The organism is Xenorhabdus bovienii, assembly GCF_024721015.1.
Taxonomy (GTDB): domain Bacteria; phylum Pseudomonadota; class Gammaproteobacteria; order Enterobacterales; family Enterobacteriaceae; genus Xenorhabdus; species Xenorhabdus bovienii.
The window spans coordinates 120,877-138,637 of the sequence record NZ_JANAIF010000001.1; the positions used below are offsets into that span (position 1 = coordinate 120,877).

Genomic DNA, 17,761 nt, shown 5'->3' on the forward strand with positions numbered 1-17,761 from the left:
GGAACCGGCACGATTATGAGTAAACCAATTCAGATGGAACGCGGTGTCAAATATCGCGACGCAGATAAAATGGCTCTGATCCCTGTAAAAACAGTGGCCACAGAACGTGAAGCACTCTTGCGTAAACCTGAGTGGATGAAAATCAAACTTCCTGCGGATTCCAGCCGCATTCAGGGCATCAAAGCGGCAATGCGCAAAAATGGTTTGCATTCCGTCTGTGAAGAAGCCTCCTGCCCTAACCTGGCCGAGTGCTTTAACCACGGAACAGCCACCTTTATGATCCTTGGTGCGATTTGTACCCGTCGCTGCCCATTCTGTGACGTGGCACATGGTCGCCCGACTGCACCAGATACCAATGAGCCCACCAAGCTCGCGCAAACCATTCAAGATATGGCTCTGCGTTATGTCGTGATCACCTCTGTTGACCGTGATGATCTGCGTGATGGCGGCGCACAGCATTTTGCCGACTGTATCTCTGCCATTCGCGAAAAAAACCCATCAATTAAGATCGAAACACTAGTACCTGATTTCCGTGGCCGCATGGATCGTGCGCTGGAAATTCTGACAGCGACACCACCTGATGTATTTAACCACAATCTGGAAAACGTACCACGGGTATATCGTCAGGTTCGCCCAGGAGCTAACTACGAGTGGTCGTTGAAGCTACTGGAAAAATTCAAGGAAACTCATCCAAATATCCCAACCAAGTCAGGTTTGATGGTGGGATTGGGCGAGACCAACAAAGAAATTTTAGAAGTGATGCGTGATTTACGTCGTCATGGCGTCACCATGCTGACATTAGGCCAATATTTACAGCCAAGCCGCCATCACCTGCCAGTCCAGCGTTATGTCAGCCCTGCTGAATTTGACGAGATGAAAGAAGCCGCACTGGAGATGGGCTTTACCCACGCTGCCTGTGGTCCATTTGTCCGCTCTTCTTACCATGCTGATATGCAGGCCAAAGGTATGGAAGTCAAATAACCTACCGCCACCATCATGATAAATATTATTTTTGCTGTATTTATAGGTGGTGGCTTGGGCAGTGTATTGCGCTGGTTAATTAGCTTCCGCCTGAATAATGCCTCTACTCCTCTTGCCGTTGGTACGCTGACGGCTAACTGCGTTGGGGCATTTATCATTGGGTTGGGATTGGCTTATTTTAATAAGGCCACACACCTTGATCCAGTTTGGAAATTGATGCTAACCACGGGTTTCTGTGGTGGGTTGACAACCTTTTCCACCTTTTCTGTTGAAGTTGTTTATTTGTTACAGGCTGGAAAAATCGGCTGGGCATTGAGCAGTATTCTGGCAAACCTAGTGGGCTCATTATTGATGACAACGTTTGCTTTTGCTCTGATGAATAGGTTCTAAATCAAGTTGTGTTTAAAAACATAAAAAACCCGTTGTAGTAAACGGGTTTTCAAAATACGGGGATAGAAATTAGATTGGGACAACGTTTGCAGCAGATGGACCTTTCGCACCCTCAGTGATTTCAAACTCGACTCTTTGACCTTCAGCCAAAGTTTTGAAACCGTTAGACTGAATGGCGGAAAAGTGTACAAAAACATCTTTGCTACCATCTTCTGGAGTGATAAAACCGAATCCTTTAGATTCATTAAACCACTTAACGTTACCTTTAATTTTTGACATCAAACTTACCTTTAATAAATAAGACACAAACTCTGTGTCACATACAGTACAACAATAATATAGTCTACTGTCTGTAACGTAGATCACGAAATATATAACAAAATGTGAAAAACGCACGTTTTGTTTTATTTCATAAAGTTATTTTATACTTTAGTAGTAATTTCATAAATAAACTAGTATTTTGTTCAACTCTGTTTAGCTTTAATTTTTTTATTCTTTTCATGTTCCAGCAACCATACTTTGATATCCAGCCCACCAGTATAGCCGACTAACTTACCATCATGCCCAATCACTCGATGGCAGGGTACAATCAGGGAAATGGGATTACGTGAGTTTGCCATTCCTACAGCACGGCAATAATTAACGGACCCCAGAGTCAATGCCAATTGTTTATAACTCCACATGTCGCCAAAAGGGATGTTGCAGAGCTGCTGCCAGACTCGCTTCTGGAATTCTGTTCCCTTCATGCTCAAAGGAACCGTGAATGTATGTCGTTTTCCTTTGAAATATTCCTGTAACTCTTTTACACACTGCTTAGTAATCGTGTTTTTAGATTCTAATTCTTTCTTTTCATTAACAAAGTAGATGCTAGTGACTCCTTCATCATCTGCAGTGATATGTACATAAGGTTTAGGAAAACCTTCTGGAGTATTCAGGTAATGATGATACATAAACTACCTCCATTTAATTTATTGTTAATAATTTCTATACTAGCCTAAATCTCTCCTTCATCAATTTGCAATGATGAATTCAGTTACACATCTGACAATTTGATAAAGAAACCATCCCGCCCTCTGACAATAAAAATCAGAGGATTGCCAATCTGATTGAACACCCTATTTTTAATGGGGTTCATTCAAAAAAGATAAAGCCACTATATATAGTGGCTTTTATAAAAAAACACAACATATATTGTATTTATTTCATAAATAGATTATCCGAATATAATACAAAAATGTTAGTTTTTATTATTAGCTACAGCAGTACTCAGAAAGTAATTTTACCAGAAGCGTTATCATTTATGGCAAACACAGTTGTGTTTGGTACAATTTTGCCAGCCTTCTCTACAACGCAAGATCTGTCTGATGAGATATATAAGTAATTACTATACTGTGTCTAATAAATTTCAAGTTGCAGTACGGTAGCAAGTAAAACGAATTCCCAAAGCATAGATATAGATAACGATGTGGATAGAGTAAGTAAAAGTAGTCAACAAAACAGCGACTTGAAAAATGAAGGGAGTAAGTTGTATTGCTTTCACCAAAATTTAGCTTTTTTTCTACATACCCTGATATAAAACCGTTAAAATAAATTAAAATTTCTTATTGATTGAAATATTTTTATTGCATGTAAAATAAAAATACAGATTAATTCAAATTTTCTGTAACACCTAAAAAAATGACACCTAAAAAAACAAAAAAAATAAATATATAACAGAAAGATGAGTCATCAACACTACCTAAAATACGCTTTTAGGATTACATATTTTCTTTCTTAAAAAAGATTAAAAATCAAATTATAGTCACAAACATTACGCCATAATAAATATCCATTTTGATTAATAATTCTAAACAAGGGGTTGTCAACATATTTCAGTGTGCTAGGGTAGATATGTGAAAAAATGATTCGAATGATTCGGAGTAATAAAGAAAATATATCATTAACAAACGGAAAATATTTATTGCATGACAATTAAACTCGAAGTTAAAAATTTATATAAAATATTCGGCGATCATCCAGAACCCGCATTTAAGTTATTAGAATCCGGTCTCAACAAGGAACAGATTTTTGAAAAAACCGGGCTGGCAATTGGAGTGCAAAACGCCAATCTGGCCATTGAAGAAGGCGAAGTGTTTGTCATCATGGGGTTATCCGGTTCAGGTAAATCCACGCTGGTACGCCTTCTCAATCGTCTGATAGAACCCACCAGAGGTCAGGTTCTCATTGATGGAAAAGATATTGCTGCTATTTCAGACATCCAACTGAGGGAGGTTCGCCGCAGTAAAATGAGTATGGTTTTCCAGTCATTTGCACTCATGCCCCATTTAAATGTTCTGGAAAATACCGCGTTTGGGATGGAACTTGCCGGCATTCCCAAAAAAGAGCGTCACTACAAGGCACTTGAAACCTTGAAACAAGTGAATCTGGAAAACTACGCTCTGTCATATCCCGATGAGCTTTCCGGCGGTATGCAACAGCGTATCGGGTTAGCGAGAGCATTAGCCAATGATCCCGATATTCTATTGATGGATGAAGCCTTCTCTGCTCTCGATCCCCTGATCCGTACCGAAATGCAGGACGAAGTACTACGTCTGCAGGGCGAGCACCAGCGCACGATTATATTTATTTCCCATGACTTGGATGAAGCAATGCGCATCGGTGATCGCATTGCAATCATGCAGGGGGGCATCATTGTACAAGTGGGTACACCTGATGAGATCCTGAATAATCCTGTCAATGATTACGTCAAAACGTTCTTCCGAGGTGTAGATATTAGCCATGTATTCTCAGCAAAAGATGTTGCTCGTCGTCGGCAAGAAGCTCTGCTCCATATAGCCACAGGTTTTGGCCCTCGCTCGGCTCTGAAAGTTCTGGATGATGAAGACAGGAGTTATGGATATCTGATCGAAAAAGGCCAGAAATTTATTGGCGTGGTTTCGGTCTGCTCCTTACAAAAAGCGCTGACAGAAAAGCAATCGATTGAATATGCCATTTTGAAAGAACCCGCCGCCGTCTCGGCTGATATGCCGCTGCATGAATTGATATCTATCGTGGCGCAATCCCCCTGTGCTGTTCCTGTTGTGGGTGATAATGACCGTTATTTAGGTGTCATTTCCAAAGGGATCCTGTTACAGGCTTTAGATAAGGAAACACCTAATGAGCAGTAAAACCCCGCAGACAGCATCTGATCAGGCAACCTTCAGTGATCCTTGGATCAATAGCGCCACAGTCGATCCATCATCAAATAATGATTGGCTGGATACTTCCGCAACTGAGATTTCATCAGAACACTTCAATATCATGGCGCCTTTTCAGCATAAACTGATTCCGTTTGATTCATGGGTAACCCACGCTATTGACTGGCTCGTCCTGCATTTCCGGCCTATTTTTCAAGGTGTACGTGTTCCGGTCGATTTTATCTTAAACGGGTTTGAACAGTTTCTGGTTTCCATGCCTGCTCCCGTGACCATTCTAATTTTCGCACTGCTGGCGTGGCAGCTTGCAGGAGCGGGTATAGGGGTCACTTCCTTCATTTCACTGATCCTGATCGGTGCTATTGGCGCATGGTCTGAAGCCATGATAACACTGGCACTGGTGCTCACGGCTCTGCTGTTCTGCATTCTCATTGGCTTACCGCTCGCTATCTGGCTAGCACACAGTGAACGGGTTGCCCGAATTGTCCGCCCCTTGCTGGATGCAATGCAGACAACACCAGCTTTTGTCTACCTCGTTCCTATCGTGATGTTGTTCGGCATCGGTAATGTGCCTGGGGTCATGGTCACGATCATTTTTGCCTTGCCGCCCATTGTTCGCCTGACAATTTTAGGGATCAAACAAGTTCCGGCAGATCTCATTGAGGCAGCCCGATCCTTTGGTGCAAGTCCACGCCAAATGTTGTTCAAAGTTCAGCTTCCCCTTGCCATGCCTACAATTATGGCAGGCGTGAATCAAACATTAATGCTGGCACTCTCCATGGTCGTCATTGCTTCCATGATAGCCGTTGGTGGTTTGGGACAGATGGTACTGCGCGGGATTGGCCGTCTTGATATAGGGCTGGCAGCCGTTGGGGGCGCAGGAATTGTCATTCTTGCCATTATCCTTGATCGACTGACCCAATCTCTGGGGAAAAACAGCCGTGTCAGAGGCGGACTCTGGTATCACTCGGGGCCGATAGGGCTGTTCATCACACTTTTTGCCCGAAAATGGGCACGAAAATCCTCCTGTGACAATAACGTTCAAACCGACAAATAACGGAGAGAGAAACTATGCGTATCATAACTCGGTGTAAAAAGATCATGAATAAGAATACGATCTTGGGATTAACCCTGTCATCATTAGTGAGCATGCCGCTATTTGCCGTTGAACTGCCCGGCAAAGGCATCAGTGTACAACCGCTGCAAAGCACCATCAGCGAAGAAACTTTTCAGACACTGATTGTCTGCAAGGCGTTGGAAAAACTCGGCTATGACATCAAACCCATCAAAGAAGTCGATTATAATGTCGCTTATGCTTCCATTGCCGCTGGTGATGCCACATTCATGGCCGTTAATTGGGTTCCCCTCCATAACGCGCAATACAAAGCCGCAGGTGGTGATAAAAAATTCTATCGCAAAGGAACATATGTTGAAAATGCTGTTCAAGGTTATTTGATCGATAAAAAAACGGCAGAAAAATATCGCATCACCAATATCGCACAATTACAAGATCCCCAACTTGCTAAGTTGTTTGACAGCAATGGAGACGGTAAGGCAGATTTAACCGGTTGTAACCCCGGTTGGGGATGCGAAAAGGCAATTAACAGCCAACTAAAAGCCTATGGATTGGAGAATACCGTCGAACATAATCAAGGAAACTATGCTGCTATGATGGCTGATACGATCGCTCGCTATCGAGAAGGCAAACCTATTTTCTATTACACGTGGACACCTTACTGGATCAGCGATGTACTGAAACCAGGTACGGATGTGATATGGCTACAGGTTCCCTTCTCTGCGCTCAATGATGACGGTGTGGTTGATACCCAATTGCCAAATGGCCGTAACTATGGTTTTCCTCCCAGTACTATGCATATTGTGGCAAACAAGACCTGGGCAGAGAAAAACCCGGCGGCTGCAACACTTTTTGCTGTCATGAAATTGCCAGTTGCTGATATCAACGCACAGAATTTGCGCATGCACAGTAACAAAGTTTCTGATATTGATATTGAACATCATGCTGAAGGTTGGCTCAGAGCACACCAGACAATCGTTGATGAATGGCTTGAGGCTGCCAGAAAGGCGACTGGACAAAAAACAGGCTAACCTTGTACTTCTCAAAAAAAGTTGTAAATTCATTAACGAAAATTTATGACTTTTATCTCCACACTGCTAAAAACCTATAAAAAACACGGGCCTTAATAATATTAATTAAATAATTTATACATTTCATATTTTCACTTTCACCATATTTTGTTAATGTTGTTTCACCTATTAACAAAAAAACAATCAGCTCCATGCCAATACCTGATAAACCTGCGCCCGATACCCCAAAATCTGGGACATCCATACCTGAGCTCCCCATTCCGAACAAAATTTCTTCGTTCTCAGAAGGCATTATTGATAGCTTACCCATTGCCATTGGCTATATTCCCATCGCCTTCGCATTTGGCCTGAGTGCCGTAAAGCTGGGCTTTACTCCCCTCGAAGCCATATTTTTTTCATGTGTCATCTATGCGGGGGCAAGCCAATTTATCATCACCGCTCTGCTTAGTGCAGGTATGTCTCTGTGGGTTTCTGCTTTGACCGTCCTGGCGATGGATATCCGCCATATTCTATATGGCCCAGCTCTGCGTTATCGCATCAAACAAAAATTATCAGAAAAGAAAACTGCGATCTGGGCTTTTGGTCTGACTGATGAGGTTTTTGCCGCAGCGACCGCTAAATTGATTAAAGACCAGCGTAGCTGGAGTGAAAACTGGATGGTCGCGATCGCTATGTGTTCATGGCTATCCTGGGTACTGGGAACCGTAGCAGGCTCCCTGCTGGGGAATGGTTATCTGGACTCATATCCAGCCGTTGAAGCCGCCATGACCTTTATGCTCCCAGCCCTGTTTTTAAGTTTTTTATTGGCATCTGTCAAAAAACAAAATAGCTACTGCGTTACTGCGTCTCTGGCGGGTGCGTTGATAGGTGTCACATGCTTTTCCATCCCGGTTGCCATTCTTGCGGGAATTTTGGGTGGTTGCCTGACAGCACTTCTTCAGTTTCATACCACACAGTTGAATAAGAATAAAACTGATGATTGATAATAGAATACTTCTAATCGGTATTGTTGTAGGGGTAGCCAATTTTTTATTCCGTTATCTACCCTTGCGCTTTGGTGTCAATCGCTCGCCTATGACCAAAGCGGGAAATACTGGGGTTGTACTGGACAGTATTGGTATTGCATCAATTTGTTCGCTCCTTATTGTTTCAGGTATTCCTGAAGTCATACGCGAACATAATAAATTTTTTCCGACTTTGATCGGCTGCCTGACTATCTGTTTACTGTTCTATAAAACACGAAGTATCAGCATTGCCACACTGTCTGGAGCCACTGTTTTTGGATTAACATTCAAGGTATTTATGAATTAGGTATCAATATTAAAAGAAATATGATGATAATAAATAACTACAATTGCTAAATTTAACTTTTAATATAGTATTTGTAGGGTTTTTAACAGAAGTTACTTTACCGGTTGAAACTAATAAGGTATCTAAACAATGGAAAGTTCATTCACTCCCACTGAAGAGTTGCTTAATTGCCGTGTTACACAGCAAAAAGAGTTGAACAAAAGTTTGCCCTATCAAGAGATATTACTCACTCGCTTATCGATGCATGTCCAGGGTAAGATACTGGAAAATCGTAATAACATGCTGAGAGCGCAAGGAATCAATGAAACCTTGTTTATGGCACTGATGATCCTGGATACCAAAGAAAGTCGTAGCATTCAGCCATCAGAACTTAGTGCTGCATTGGGTTCTTCCCGCACAAACGCAACTCGGATTGCTGATGAATTAGAAAAGCAAGGCTGGATAGAAAGAAAAGAGAGCCATAACGATCGTCGTTGCCTCCATCTTCATCTAACAGAGAAAGGTACAAATTTCTTGAATAGTTTACTTCCACCTCAACATGACTGCCTGATTAAACTTTGGTCTGCGCTTGAACAGGAGGAACAAAAACAGTTAGAGAAATTGATGAGAAAATTATTGGCTCGATTGGATAATATCGGGGATTGTTTTAAAAAGTGATTCTATTTGTACCGAACAGTTCGCATCAAGAAAAACGTGTTATGGCAACATGACCTAAAAAATCTTTTCTGCTAGCCTGTATCATCTGATACCTCATATGGCTAACTATTATCCTCAGATAATATTTGAATCCATGTAATTCACCCTTTCCAGTAGTGTAAATGCACACTACTGGAGGTGTGTTCTGTCTACAATGGTTTTAAAAAAACAGCAAGTTAAACAAGAAAAACACGGAGATTCACCATGAATATTAAAGAGGAAATAAAATCCCCGACAGCTACGAGCCGCAATAAGAAAAGACAGCGCCGAAGTATCATCATATTACTGACCTTACTCTTTCTTATCCTTGGTGCCGTTTATACTGTTTATTGGTTCCTCGTTTTACGTCATCATCAGGAAACCGACAATGCCTATGTGACAGGAAATCAGGTACAGGTCATGTCTCAGGTCACTGGCAGCGTGACTACCGTCTATTTTGACAATACCGATTTTGTAAAAAGCGGTAGTGTTCTAGTGCAACTCAATCCCCTTGATGCTGAACTGGTACTGAAAAAAGCCGAAAATGAGTTAGCCACAGCCGTTCGAACCACCCACCAGCGCATACTCGATAATCAACAATATCAAGCCGTCATCAACCTGAAAAAGATTGCTCTCAGCAAGGCACAAAACGATCTAAACCGCAGGGAAATACTTGGTATTAAGGAAGTCATTGGTAAAGAAGAGCTGCAACATACGCGTGAGAGTGTCGCGATTGCCAAAGCTGATCTGGATGTATCAATCGCGCAGTACAACAGTAATCAGGCCACCATTCTGGATACTCCACTGGATAAACAACCTGCGGTAGAAAAAGCCGCTTCAGGGGTTCGTGATGCCTGGCTAGCCTTACAGAGGACTAAAATTGTCAGTCCTGTTGATGGATATGTTTCTCGTCGTAATGTTCAGGTAGGCTCCCGCATTAATTCAGGGACACCTTTGATGGTCATCGTCCCTGCCAGCAATATGTGGATTGAGGCCAATTTCAAGGAAACCCAACTCGCCAACATGCGTATCGGGCAGACAGTAAAAATCATCAGCGATTTTTACAGTGATGGTGTCGTATATACGGGCAAAGTGGCAGGCCTTGATATGGGAACCGGTAGTGCGTTTTCTCTATTACCCGCCCAAAACGCCAGTGGCAACTGGATTAAAGTTGTTCAACGCTTGCCTGTCCGTATTGAGCTTGATCCTGAGCAATTGAAGCAGTATCCCCTGCGCATTGGGTTATCGACAAAAGTCACGGTAGATACAGCAGATACCCGTGAAATGACACTGGCAACCTCTGAACGCCATCACCCCGCTTATCACACGAATGCACTGACGATCGATATGGCTCCTGCCAATAAAATAGTTAATGACGTCATTAATAGTCATTCAAGGAATTAGTCTTAAGGGGACGTTATGGTGACACGAGAACCACTTACAGGCGCTAAACTGGCGCTGCTGACCATTTCCCTTGCAATGGCTACTTTCATGTTGGTTCTGGACTCCACTATTGCCAATGTCGCCATACCGACGATTGCGGGCAATCTGGGGGCATCAAACTCACAGGGAACATGGGTCATTACCTCCTTTGGTGTCGCAAATGCAATATCCATTCCTATTACTGGCTGGTTGGCAAAGCGCATTGGCGAGGTCAAGCTGTTCATTTGGTCTACCGCACTCTTTACTTTCTCCTCATGGCTATGTGGTATCTCCAACAGTTTGGAAGTACTGATTTTATTTCGCGTTATCCAAGGAGTGGTCGCAGGGCCGATAATTCCACTTTGTCAAAGCCTGTTATTGAATAATTACCCTCCTGCCAAACGAAACATGGCACTTGCACTCTGGTCCGTGGTGATCGTTGTTGCGCCGATTTGTGGCCCGATTCTGGGGGGATATATCAGTGATAACTACCACTGGGGATGGATTTTCTTTATTAACATTCCCCTTGGCATCGCCATTATCTTTGTCGCAAGACAAACACTGCGGAATAGAGAAACTAAAACAGAAATCCACGCCATAGATACTGTCGGGTTAGTGCTGTTGGTCCTTGGGATTGGTTGTCTGCAAGTCATGCTTGACCAAGGAAAAGAACTTGATTGGTTCAACTCCACTGAAATTATTGTCCTTACCGTGATCGCCGTTATTTCATTAACCATTCTAATTGTCTGGGAACTCACTGACGATCATCCCATTATCGATCTATCACTGTTTAAAGAGCGTAATTTCACCATTGGTACACTATGCCTCAGCCTTGCCTTCATGTTTTACTTTGGCACGATAGTCTTGCTGCCGCAGCTATTACAGGAAGTCTTCGGTTATACTGCGACATGGGCAGGTTTAGCTGCCGCACCAATCGGATTGATGCCTTTACTGCTCTCACCGCTCATTGGAAAGTATGGCCATAAGATCGACATGCGTTATATCGTGACAGTCAGTTTCATTATTTACACTGTTTGTTTCTATTGGCGGGCGTATACATTTGAGCCAGGCATGAATTTTGCCGCTGTTGCATGGCCTCAATTTTTTCAGGGATTTGCCATGGCTTGCTTCTTCATGCCTCTGACCACGATCACTTTGTCAGGTTTACCACCGGAACGCATGGCGTCAGCTTCCAGCCTGTCCAACTTTATCCGCATATTGTCAGGTTCAATCGGAGCCTCCATTACAACTACGATATGGACACAACGTGAAGCTATGCATCACTCCTACTTTACAGAGCATATCAATCCGTATGATCCGAATTATCAGCAAACATATCAGCAGTTGACACAGTTGGGCATGAATGACCAGCAAATTTCAGCTTATCTGGCAAAGCAGATCACTCATCAAGGGTTAATTATCTCTGCCAATGAAATTTTTTGGCTTGCGGCGGGAATATTTTTGGTTTTGGTGCTACTGGTATGGATGGCAAAACCCCCATTTAGCGCAGGAAGTAAAGATAGCGGAGGCGCACATTAGGGCTATTTATCTTTAATCTATCTGTTTAAGTCTACCTGTTTAAATCGACTACTTATCAACGGGAGTGAATGCTCCCGTTAAATTAAGCTCAGAATTTAATTCATTATCCCTTAAGCCATTACCACAATGCCAATTCGTTCTAACAGTTCTGCGACTTGATAAGACTCTAATTTAACGCCTTTCAAATCAACTTTCCGAATATCAAGCTCACCCAGTGTAGAATTAGTCAGATCACAATAAGTAAAGTCGGCCGCATTCCAGTCAAAAGAGATAAATTCACCACCGGAAAGATCGGAACCACTGAACCTCGCTCCCAAAATATGGGTTTCATGCCAGCGGTTTTCCCATAATTCACATTTTTCAAGAATAACATCAGCAAAGTTTGTGTAGCTTAAGTTACATTTAGTGATATAAGCAGAGCAGAACTGGATGTTGGCACTCACCCTATTCATAAAACTGGCGCCCCGAAAATCGGCTCCTTGAAGCCTACACCCGCGAATCTCTATACCAAGAGCATTAATATACCTGAAGTCTGCCATGGACAAATCACAGTTTTTGAAACTGGCTTCTTTCAGCATAGCGTGTTTGAAATTACAGCCCAGATAATTTGTTGGCTCATAAAACTGGCAATCGATAAACTGGGTATCTCTCAAATCGCTACTCGAAAAGTCGCAATTTAAAAACTTACTGTTTTTAATAATTTCTCCACGAAATTGGTCACGTTCGATTTTCTCTTCATATAATTCAAGCCCTTGCATAATAACTCCAACTGTTGGGGCAGAACTGTTCTTAGCAGCGATTTTGAAGCATTCTTACTGATGTGTCCACCCGATGGTTATAAAAATTCTGTTCATTTAATTATTTATCATAAAATGACATCATAATAAAATAGTATTTTAATAAAATCATCTTATTATATATTAGATAAATTAGCGTATATTTTAATATAATAAATATATTATTAAACCTAGCCACTCTATTTAAAGTAAATTATATCGTAGTTTTTCAATATAGATTATTTAATTAAATACAATTCAGAGATATAACCATATAATAAAACCTCATCATAATTATCTGTCTCTTGAGTCAAACTTATAATCAAGAGACAGTCGTGGCTGATGAGGTTTAAATCGTTTCAGATACAGATAAGTTGATAATTAAACAACATTTACAATGTTCTTAACAAACGGGGCAATTGGATTAGTCAGATTATCAGCAAACTTAAAACTCAGTGCGGGATCAGATAAATCCAGCATTTGTCGATTATTGGCAATTTGCAATCTGTTCAAGCAGCAACGTTTTATTTCTGGCGTAAACAGTTCATAACGCACAAATTGTTGACTAAATTCTGGATGATGAGATTGGTAATCCAGAATGCAATCCGCCACAGCCTGCCAAAATAGTTCTTGCGAATATCCGCCCTGCTCATCAAGAATTGCCGATAAATAGCGGAACACACCATCGAACACATCAGATAAAATGGTCAATGTTTTCATCTCTTCCGGCATACTGACTTTCACTCGGCTGGCCTTTTCTGGCAAATCCGCATCGGGGTTCACGACCAGAATTTCTTCTGCCAGATCTTTCATGAAGATGTATTGCGGAATATGATTCTCCAGCACCATAATGATATTTTCACCATGTGGCATAAACATCAAATCGTAAGCATACAAACAGTGCAGTAATGGTGACAGATAGCAATCCAGATAACGACGTATCCATTCCTGAGTCGGCAGACCTGATACAGATATCAAGGCTGGCAGGAAGGCTTTCCCCTGCTGATCATGATGTAATAATGCAGCCATCGTCATCAGCTTCTGATTTGGTTCAATCAATGGCAGAGGATTTTCCCTCCACAGCATCGCCATCATTTTCTTATAAGGCGTATCACCATGAATGGCCTGCTCATAATAACTGTTTCTAAAACCGATGCTCGCAACTTCCCTCAACAACCGAAAACCGTAGCCCTGTAAAACAGCGTCCTTTTGTACCAAATCAAACAGCCAGTCATTAATACCTGGCGTTGTTGCCATATAATAAGGTGACAACCCACGCATAAATCCCATGTTGAGGATGGATAATGCTACTTTTACGTAATACCGCTGTGGATGGCTGCGATTGAACAGGGTTCGTATCGATTGTTGAGCCTGATATACATCCGTTCCTTGCCCCAAATAGACCAGTTTTCGGTTGGCAAGGTCGTGCGCAAATACGGATGGCAGTTTATTTTGCCACTGCCACGGATGGAATGGCATCAGCAGATATTCTTCTGGATTAAGCCCAAGAAGGATCAGTTGATGGTTAAACTTGGCTATTTCCGCTTCCCCCAGTTCCTGCTCCATCAATTGTTGGTAACTGAGTTGTTCAATGCAGGCAAAGTGAGCTTTACTTTTATGCGCCGCCAACCATACCAAACGCATGTCAGAAGCTGACTCAGGAGTAAATTTCTGGAAATCTTCCGCATCAAAGCCGATACGCCCATTGTTAGCGACGAAGATCGGATGCCCTTCCATCATTTCAGCTTCGATTGTCTGAAAATCAGCATTGACCAACTCTTCTACATCGATACCGTTTCGGTGATATTTGAATGCACTGCTATGCAATGTGCTCGTCAGTTCTTCCAGGTAAGTCGGCATCACGGTATCACTGATACCAAGCTGTTGTTTGAATTCAATGATAAAGCTGATAAAGTCCAGCTCGCACCAGTCACCTGCCTGCATTTTCCGCAACGAGTCAGCATCAATCAACCAGTGATCTAAAGCCAATCGGCGCGCTCTGAAATGATAATTAACTGAGTATTCAGGATTATCCAAACGATAGTGGTGATAACCGTCTTGATCTGCTTTTTCTGTCAATTGTTCAGGGAACAGTAAACATTCATGGGAAAATTCAGAAATGGCTTTCCTCAAATGCAGCCGATTAACCTTCTGCCAAATGGCGGGATGTAAATGGCTGACAAGATAATGAGTCTGGTTAGAAGGTACTGCTAATTTCGCTGATTGTAATGCCATTTGATGTTGCTCCCGAGTACAAAATGCCAACCCTGCGGTTTTGTGGGATAACTGCACAGTTTTGTCGTAAACAAAGCCAGCCCGCAAGTTGAGCCGATGGATTTTTTCATTTCGTATATCCGGCTCGACGACAATTCTGTTCACAGCAGGATTTTTAAAAATAAACGCGATAATTGTCTGGAAAATTCCCCATGTAAATTGACTGATTTTCTGTTCAGATGGCGCAACCAGAATATGCATTCCCATGTCACCCGGACGGGCTGGATAGTATTTTCCTATTTGATCATCCTGCGCCCAATAACACTCCAGCAAAAATACAGGCTGTTCTTGGTAAATTCCGATAAAGACAGAATCAGGCTGGCGATTCAACAGATCTTGATAAAAGGTTTTTACCTGTTGTTCGGTATGACTTTGCATCCCCCAATAATAGGCATATTCCTGATTAACCCAATCGGTAATAGCAGCAATATCCTCTGTCAGATCCAGTGGACGCAATGAAAAGGTGCCCAAATCAGGCAGCGTTTTTTCAAATGAAACAGTAGCAACGGCAGACATCAGAATACTCCTTCACTCGCAACACCAAACTGTTGAAACGCAATACTTTTCTCTATCACATAATGTTCCGTTCCAGTAATTTCCTGAATCAAGCGAGAGTTACGGTAACTGGCCATGCCCAAATCCGGCGTCACAAAACCATGAGTATGAAGCTCGACGTTCTGTACAAAAATTTCGTTTCTGCAATCGATGCTGTAATTACGCTGAACATCATAACGCCCCTGTTTATCCCAGCGGATAAGATGCTGGATACCCTCCATAAAACTTGGGATCTGGTATTGATAACCCGTGGCAAGCACCAATCCCTCTGTTTCCAAAGAAAATGCCGCTTCCTGTTCATGCTGGAATAAATCCAGTATCAATTTCTGTTCTTCTACGACGCCTTGTCTTTCCGCTATAAAATGTACTTGTCGCAATTCGCTGTTGGTATACAACGAAACATCTAATTCCCCACTCAATCGCTTGGTATACATCAAGTCGAAAATTTCATTGATAAGTGAACTGTTAATGCCTTTATAAAGTGACTGTTGCGAACGATTCAATGCTTCACGTTTGTTCTCCGGCAAGCTATAGAAGTAATCCACATATTCTGGTGAAGTCATTTCCAACGTTAGCTTGGTATATTCGAGAGGGAAAAAACGTGGGGAGCGAGTTACCCAATTGAGTTGATAACCATGGGCATCAATATCCTCAAGCAGATCGTAGAAAATCTCCGCTGCACTTTGGCCGCTTCCCAGAACAGTAATCGATTTCTTCTGCTGTAAGGCGGCCTTATTTTCTAAATAATCTCCCGATGTCACCATATGATCAGCAAACGGTCTGCAACATTTTGGAATATAGGACGAAGGCCCGGTTCCCAACACTAATTTTTTGCAGAAAAATTGGTGTTTTTGCCCAGTCAGAGTATCAGCGCAATGCAAGGTATAAAGTGAAGTAGAGGCGTCATAACTGATATTCTCAACCCGCGTATTAAAACGCAAATTAGATAGTTGTTCCGCCGCCCACTGACAATATTGGTTATACTCTTTGCGCATCAGGAAAAAACTTTCCCGAATATAGAACGAGTAAATACGGCCTTTCTGTTTAATATAATTGAGAAAGCTCAAAGGATGGGTAGGAGATGCCAATGTCACTAAATCTGCCATGAACGGCGTTTGCATGGTGGAACTCTCAAGCATCATGCCGGGATGCCAGTTAAAGCCGGCTTTCTGATCAATAAACAGGCTGGTAATCTCTTTTATCGGTTGCACCAGACAAGCCAATCCCAGATTAAATGGGCCGATTCCAATCGCGATAAAATCATAAGTTTTAGTTGTCATAATCACTCCTAATAAATATAAGATGAATTTATAATTTCGATTACCATTTCAGCAATCACCGCTGGCAATATAAGCGGAAATGAATGTAGCTAACATATTTATGATGCTAAAAATAAAAGGAAAATTTATCTTATTTAATATTCTTTTTATCTTGACAATAACATCACTGGTGTTTTAAAAATAACCATCTTTAAAATAATTAAAATCCCATTAATGAGGCGTTTTTCACCAACGGATTGGCAGTTATTTGAGCCTCTTAAGACATTATATATCCTTATTGTTTATATAAATTATCTTAGATAATTTCTCGACATTATTTTTAATAAAAACAAATACCTTTATCAACCAAAAAATTAATAAAGTACGTAATTATCAATAAATGATAATTTTTTATTTTTGTAAAAAAATGAATTTAGCTGATTCTATTTATGCTGTAGATTCAAGAGGACAATCGTGACAATTCCCCACACCCGGCAATTTGTTTCTTTGGCAGCAACTGCGACGCTGTATGATATTATTTTTCAAGATCATCGTACGATAAAGCGGATTATCCCTGCCATCTGGTAGCGTTTGCTCGAAGAAAAGATTCTGTATCAACGATTCATATTGTTCAGTGCTCATTCTTCCCTTGAAATTATCCAAATACCAGTGAATCACATAACCAATATTGTTCCATAATAAGCGGCCATTTATTCCCCGATAAGATTCAATTTTCTCACACACAGGAATAATATGACGATCAAGCAAAGAATGATAACGTTCCAATAGTGATAAAGATTCGTTCAACCACGTTAACTGATAATACACAATATCTGGCCTGCCACTTTCATGAAATTCAATCTGAAAAAGATGATAATCTGTATCTATAGGTTGGGAATATTCCAGCAACATTAGCATCATAGGAGGAATAGTTAAACCAAAATACCATTGTGCCCATAAAGAACAAAGCCCTTTCTGATTTGGTTTCTGTTCATTATTACCATAATATGCATCTTGATAGCGTTTCATCAATAATGAGAATTCTTTTTCGCTCGACCATTGATAAAATTCCATACTATCTGAAGGAATATTCTCCGCATTCACTTTCATTGATGAATTAAAGTGACTGAATGCGCCATCAAATAGTCTAATAATATCTTCAATCTCTATTTTAGATACCCATTCATTGGAAATTTCATTATTTTTATTTATCATTAAAAATTCCCCTATTATATATTTATGTCCTAACCCAAACACACGCTATATAAAAATAGTATTG

Annotated in this window: 16 protein-coding genes; 10 read left to right on the plus strand and 6 right to left on the minus strand. The window is 41.4% G+C overall.

Features of this window, described 5'->3' with window-relative positions; genetic code table 11:
• The first annotated feature begins 15 nt into the window (after positions 1 to 15).
• Together lipA and crcB are read left to right on the plus strand one after the other, a co-directional pair.
• A complete protein-coding gene (gene lipA, locus NXS07_RS00495; RefSeq protein ID WP_038201249.1) occupies positions 16 to 981 on the plus strand; it encodes a lipoyl synthase in 966 nt (321 codons plus the stop codon).
• 15 nt (positions 982 to 996) lie between these two features.
• Complete coding sequence (crcB, locus tag NXS07_RS00500; RefSeq protein ID WP_038217513.1) at positions 997 to 1,371, plus strand: fluoride efflux transporter CrcB; 375 nt, start codon at positions 997 to 999, stop codon at positions 1,369 to 1,371.
• 69 nt (positions 1,372 to 1,440) lie between these two features.
• Here crcB and cspE read toward each other — a convergent pair whose 3' ends face one another.
• Complete coding sequence (gene cspE, locus NXS07_RS00505; protein ID WP_012989594.1) at positions 1,441 to 1,650, minus strand: transcription antiterminator/RNA stability regulator CspE; 210 nt, start codon at positions 1,648 to 1,650, stop codon at positions 1,441 to 1,443.
• 185 nt (positions 1,651 to 1,835) lie between these two features.
• The gene (locus NXS07_RS00510; RefSeq protein ID WP_038192339.1) at positions 1,836 to 2,321 is read right to left on the minus strand and encodes a methylated-DNA--[protein]-cysteine S-methyltransferase; all 486 of its coding nucleotides are present in this window, start codon (positions 2,319 to 2,321) and stop codon (positions 1,836 to 1,838) included.
• Positions 2,322 to 3,335: 1,014 nt separating this feature from the next.
• Here NXS07_RS00510 and proV point away from each other — a divergent pair.
• The 8 genes from proV (at position 3,336) to emrB (ending at position 11,618) form a co-directional block, all read left to right on the plus strand.
• The gene (gene proV, locus NXS07_RS00515; protein WP_038192342.1) at positions 3,336 to 4,538 is read left to right on the plus strand and encodes a glycine betaine/L-proline ABC transporter ATP-binding protein ProV; all 1,203 of its coding nucleotides are present in this window, start codon (positions 3,336 to 3,338) and stop codon (positions 4,536 to 4,538) included.
• Positions 4,528 to 5,622, plus strand: coding sequence for a glycine betaine/L-proline ABC transporter permease ProW (gene proW, locus NXS07_RS00520; protein ID WP_258085966.1), 1,095 nt, complete (start codon positions 4,528 to 4,530; stop codon positions 5,620 to 5,622). The genes proV and proW overlap by 11 nt, the downstream gene beginning before the upstream one ends.
• 44 nt (positions 5,623 to 5,666) lie before the next feature.
• Positions 5,667 to 6,671, plus strand: a complete 1,005-nt coding sequence (gene proX / locus NXS07_RS00525; protein WP_046338060.1) for a glycine betaine/L-proline ABC transporter substrate-binding protein ProX — start codon at positions 5,667 to 5,669, stop codon at positions 6,669 to 6,671.
• A gap of 191 nt (positions 6,672 to 6,862) precedes the next feature.
• A complete protein-coding gene (locus NXS07_RS00530) occupies positions 6,863 to 7,654 on the plus strand; it encodes an AzlC family ABC transporter permease (protein ID WP_242425213.1) in 792 nt (263 codons plus the stop codon).
• Complete coding sequence (gene ygaH / locus NXS07_RS00535) at positions 7,650 to 7,982, plus strand: L-valine transporter subunit YgaH (protein ID WP_172664730.1); 333 nt, start codon at positions 7,650 to 7,652, stop codon at positions 7,980 to 7,982. Before NXS07_RS00530 ends, ygaH begins: the two co-directional genes overlap by 5 nt.
• 129 nt (positions 7,983 to 8,111) lie before the next feature.
• Positions 8,112 to 8,639, plus strand: a complete 528-nt coding sequence (mprA, locus tag NXS07_RS00540; RefSeq protein WP_038201261.1) for a transcriptional repressor MprA — start codon at positions 8,112 to 8,114, stop codon at positions 8,637 to 8,639.
• 243 nt (positions 8,640 to 8,882) lie between these two features.
• Entirely contained in the window at positions 8,883 to 10,061 is a 1,179-nt protein-coding gene (gene emrA, locus NXS07_RS00545) for a multidrug efflux MFS transporter periplasmic adaptor subunit EmrA (RefSeq protein ID WP_038201264.1), read from the plus strand.
• Positions 10,062 to 10,076: 15 nt separating this feature from the next.
• The gene (emrB, locus tag NXS07_RS00550) at positions 10,077 to 11,618 is read left to right on the plus strand and encodes a multidrug efflux MFS transporter permease subunit EmrB (RefSeq protein ID WP_038217508.1); all 1,542 of its coding nucleotides are present in this window, start codon (positions 10,077 to 10,079) and stop codon (positions 11,616 to 11,618) included.
• Between the two features lie 110 nt (positions 11,619 to 11,728).
• Here the strand turns inward: emrB and NXS07_RS00555 are convergent, their stop codons facing one another.
• From NXS07_RS00555 to fhuF, 4 genes are all read right to left on the minus strand, one after another.
• Positions 11,729 to 12,376, minus strand: coding sequence for a Qnr family pentapeptide repeat protein (locus tag NXS07_RS00555; RefSeq protein WP_238125488.1), 648 nt, complete (start codon positions 12,374 to 12,376; stop codon positions 11,729 to 11,731).
• 399 nt (positions 12,377 to 12,775) lie between these two features.
• The gene (locus tag NXS07_RS00560) at positions 12,776 to 15,184 is read right to left on the minus strand and encodes a GNAT family N-acetyltransferase (RefSeq protein WP_258085967.1); all 2,409 of its coding nucleotides are present in this window, start codon (positions 15,182 to 15,184) and stop codon (positions 12,776 to 12,778) included.
• Positions 15,184 to 16,503: a lysine N(6)-hydroxylase/L-ornithine N(5)-oxygenase family protein gene (locus NXS07_RS00565; protein WP_258085968.1), complete on the minus strand. Its 1,320-nt coding sequence runs from the start codon at positions 16,501 to 16,503 to the stop codon at positions 15,184 to 15,186. Before NXS07_RS00565 ends, NXS07_RS00560 begins: the two co-directional genes overlap by 1 nt.
• A 426-nt stretch (positions 16,504 to 16,929) precedes the next feature.
• On the minus strand, positions 16,930 to 17,697 hold the full coding sequence (fhuF, locus tag NXS07_RS00570) for a siderophore-iron reductase FhuF (RefSeq protein WP_038201277.1): 768 nt from the start codon (positions 17,695 to 17,697) through the stop codon (positions 16,930 to 16,932).
• Positions 17,698 to 17,761 lie beyond the last annotated feature (64 nt).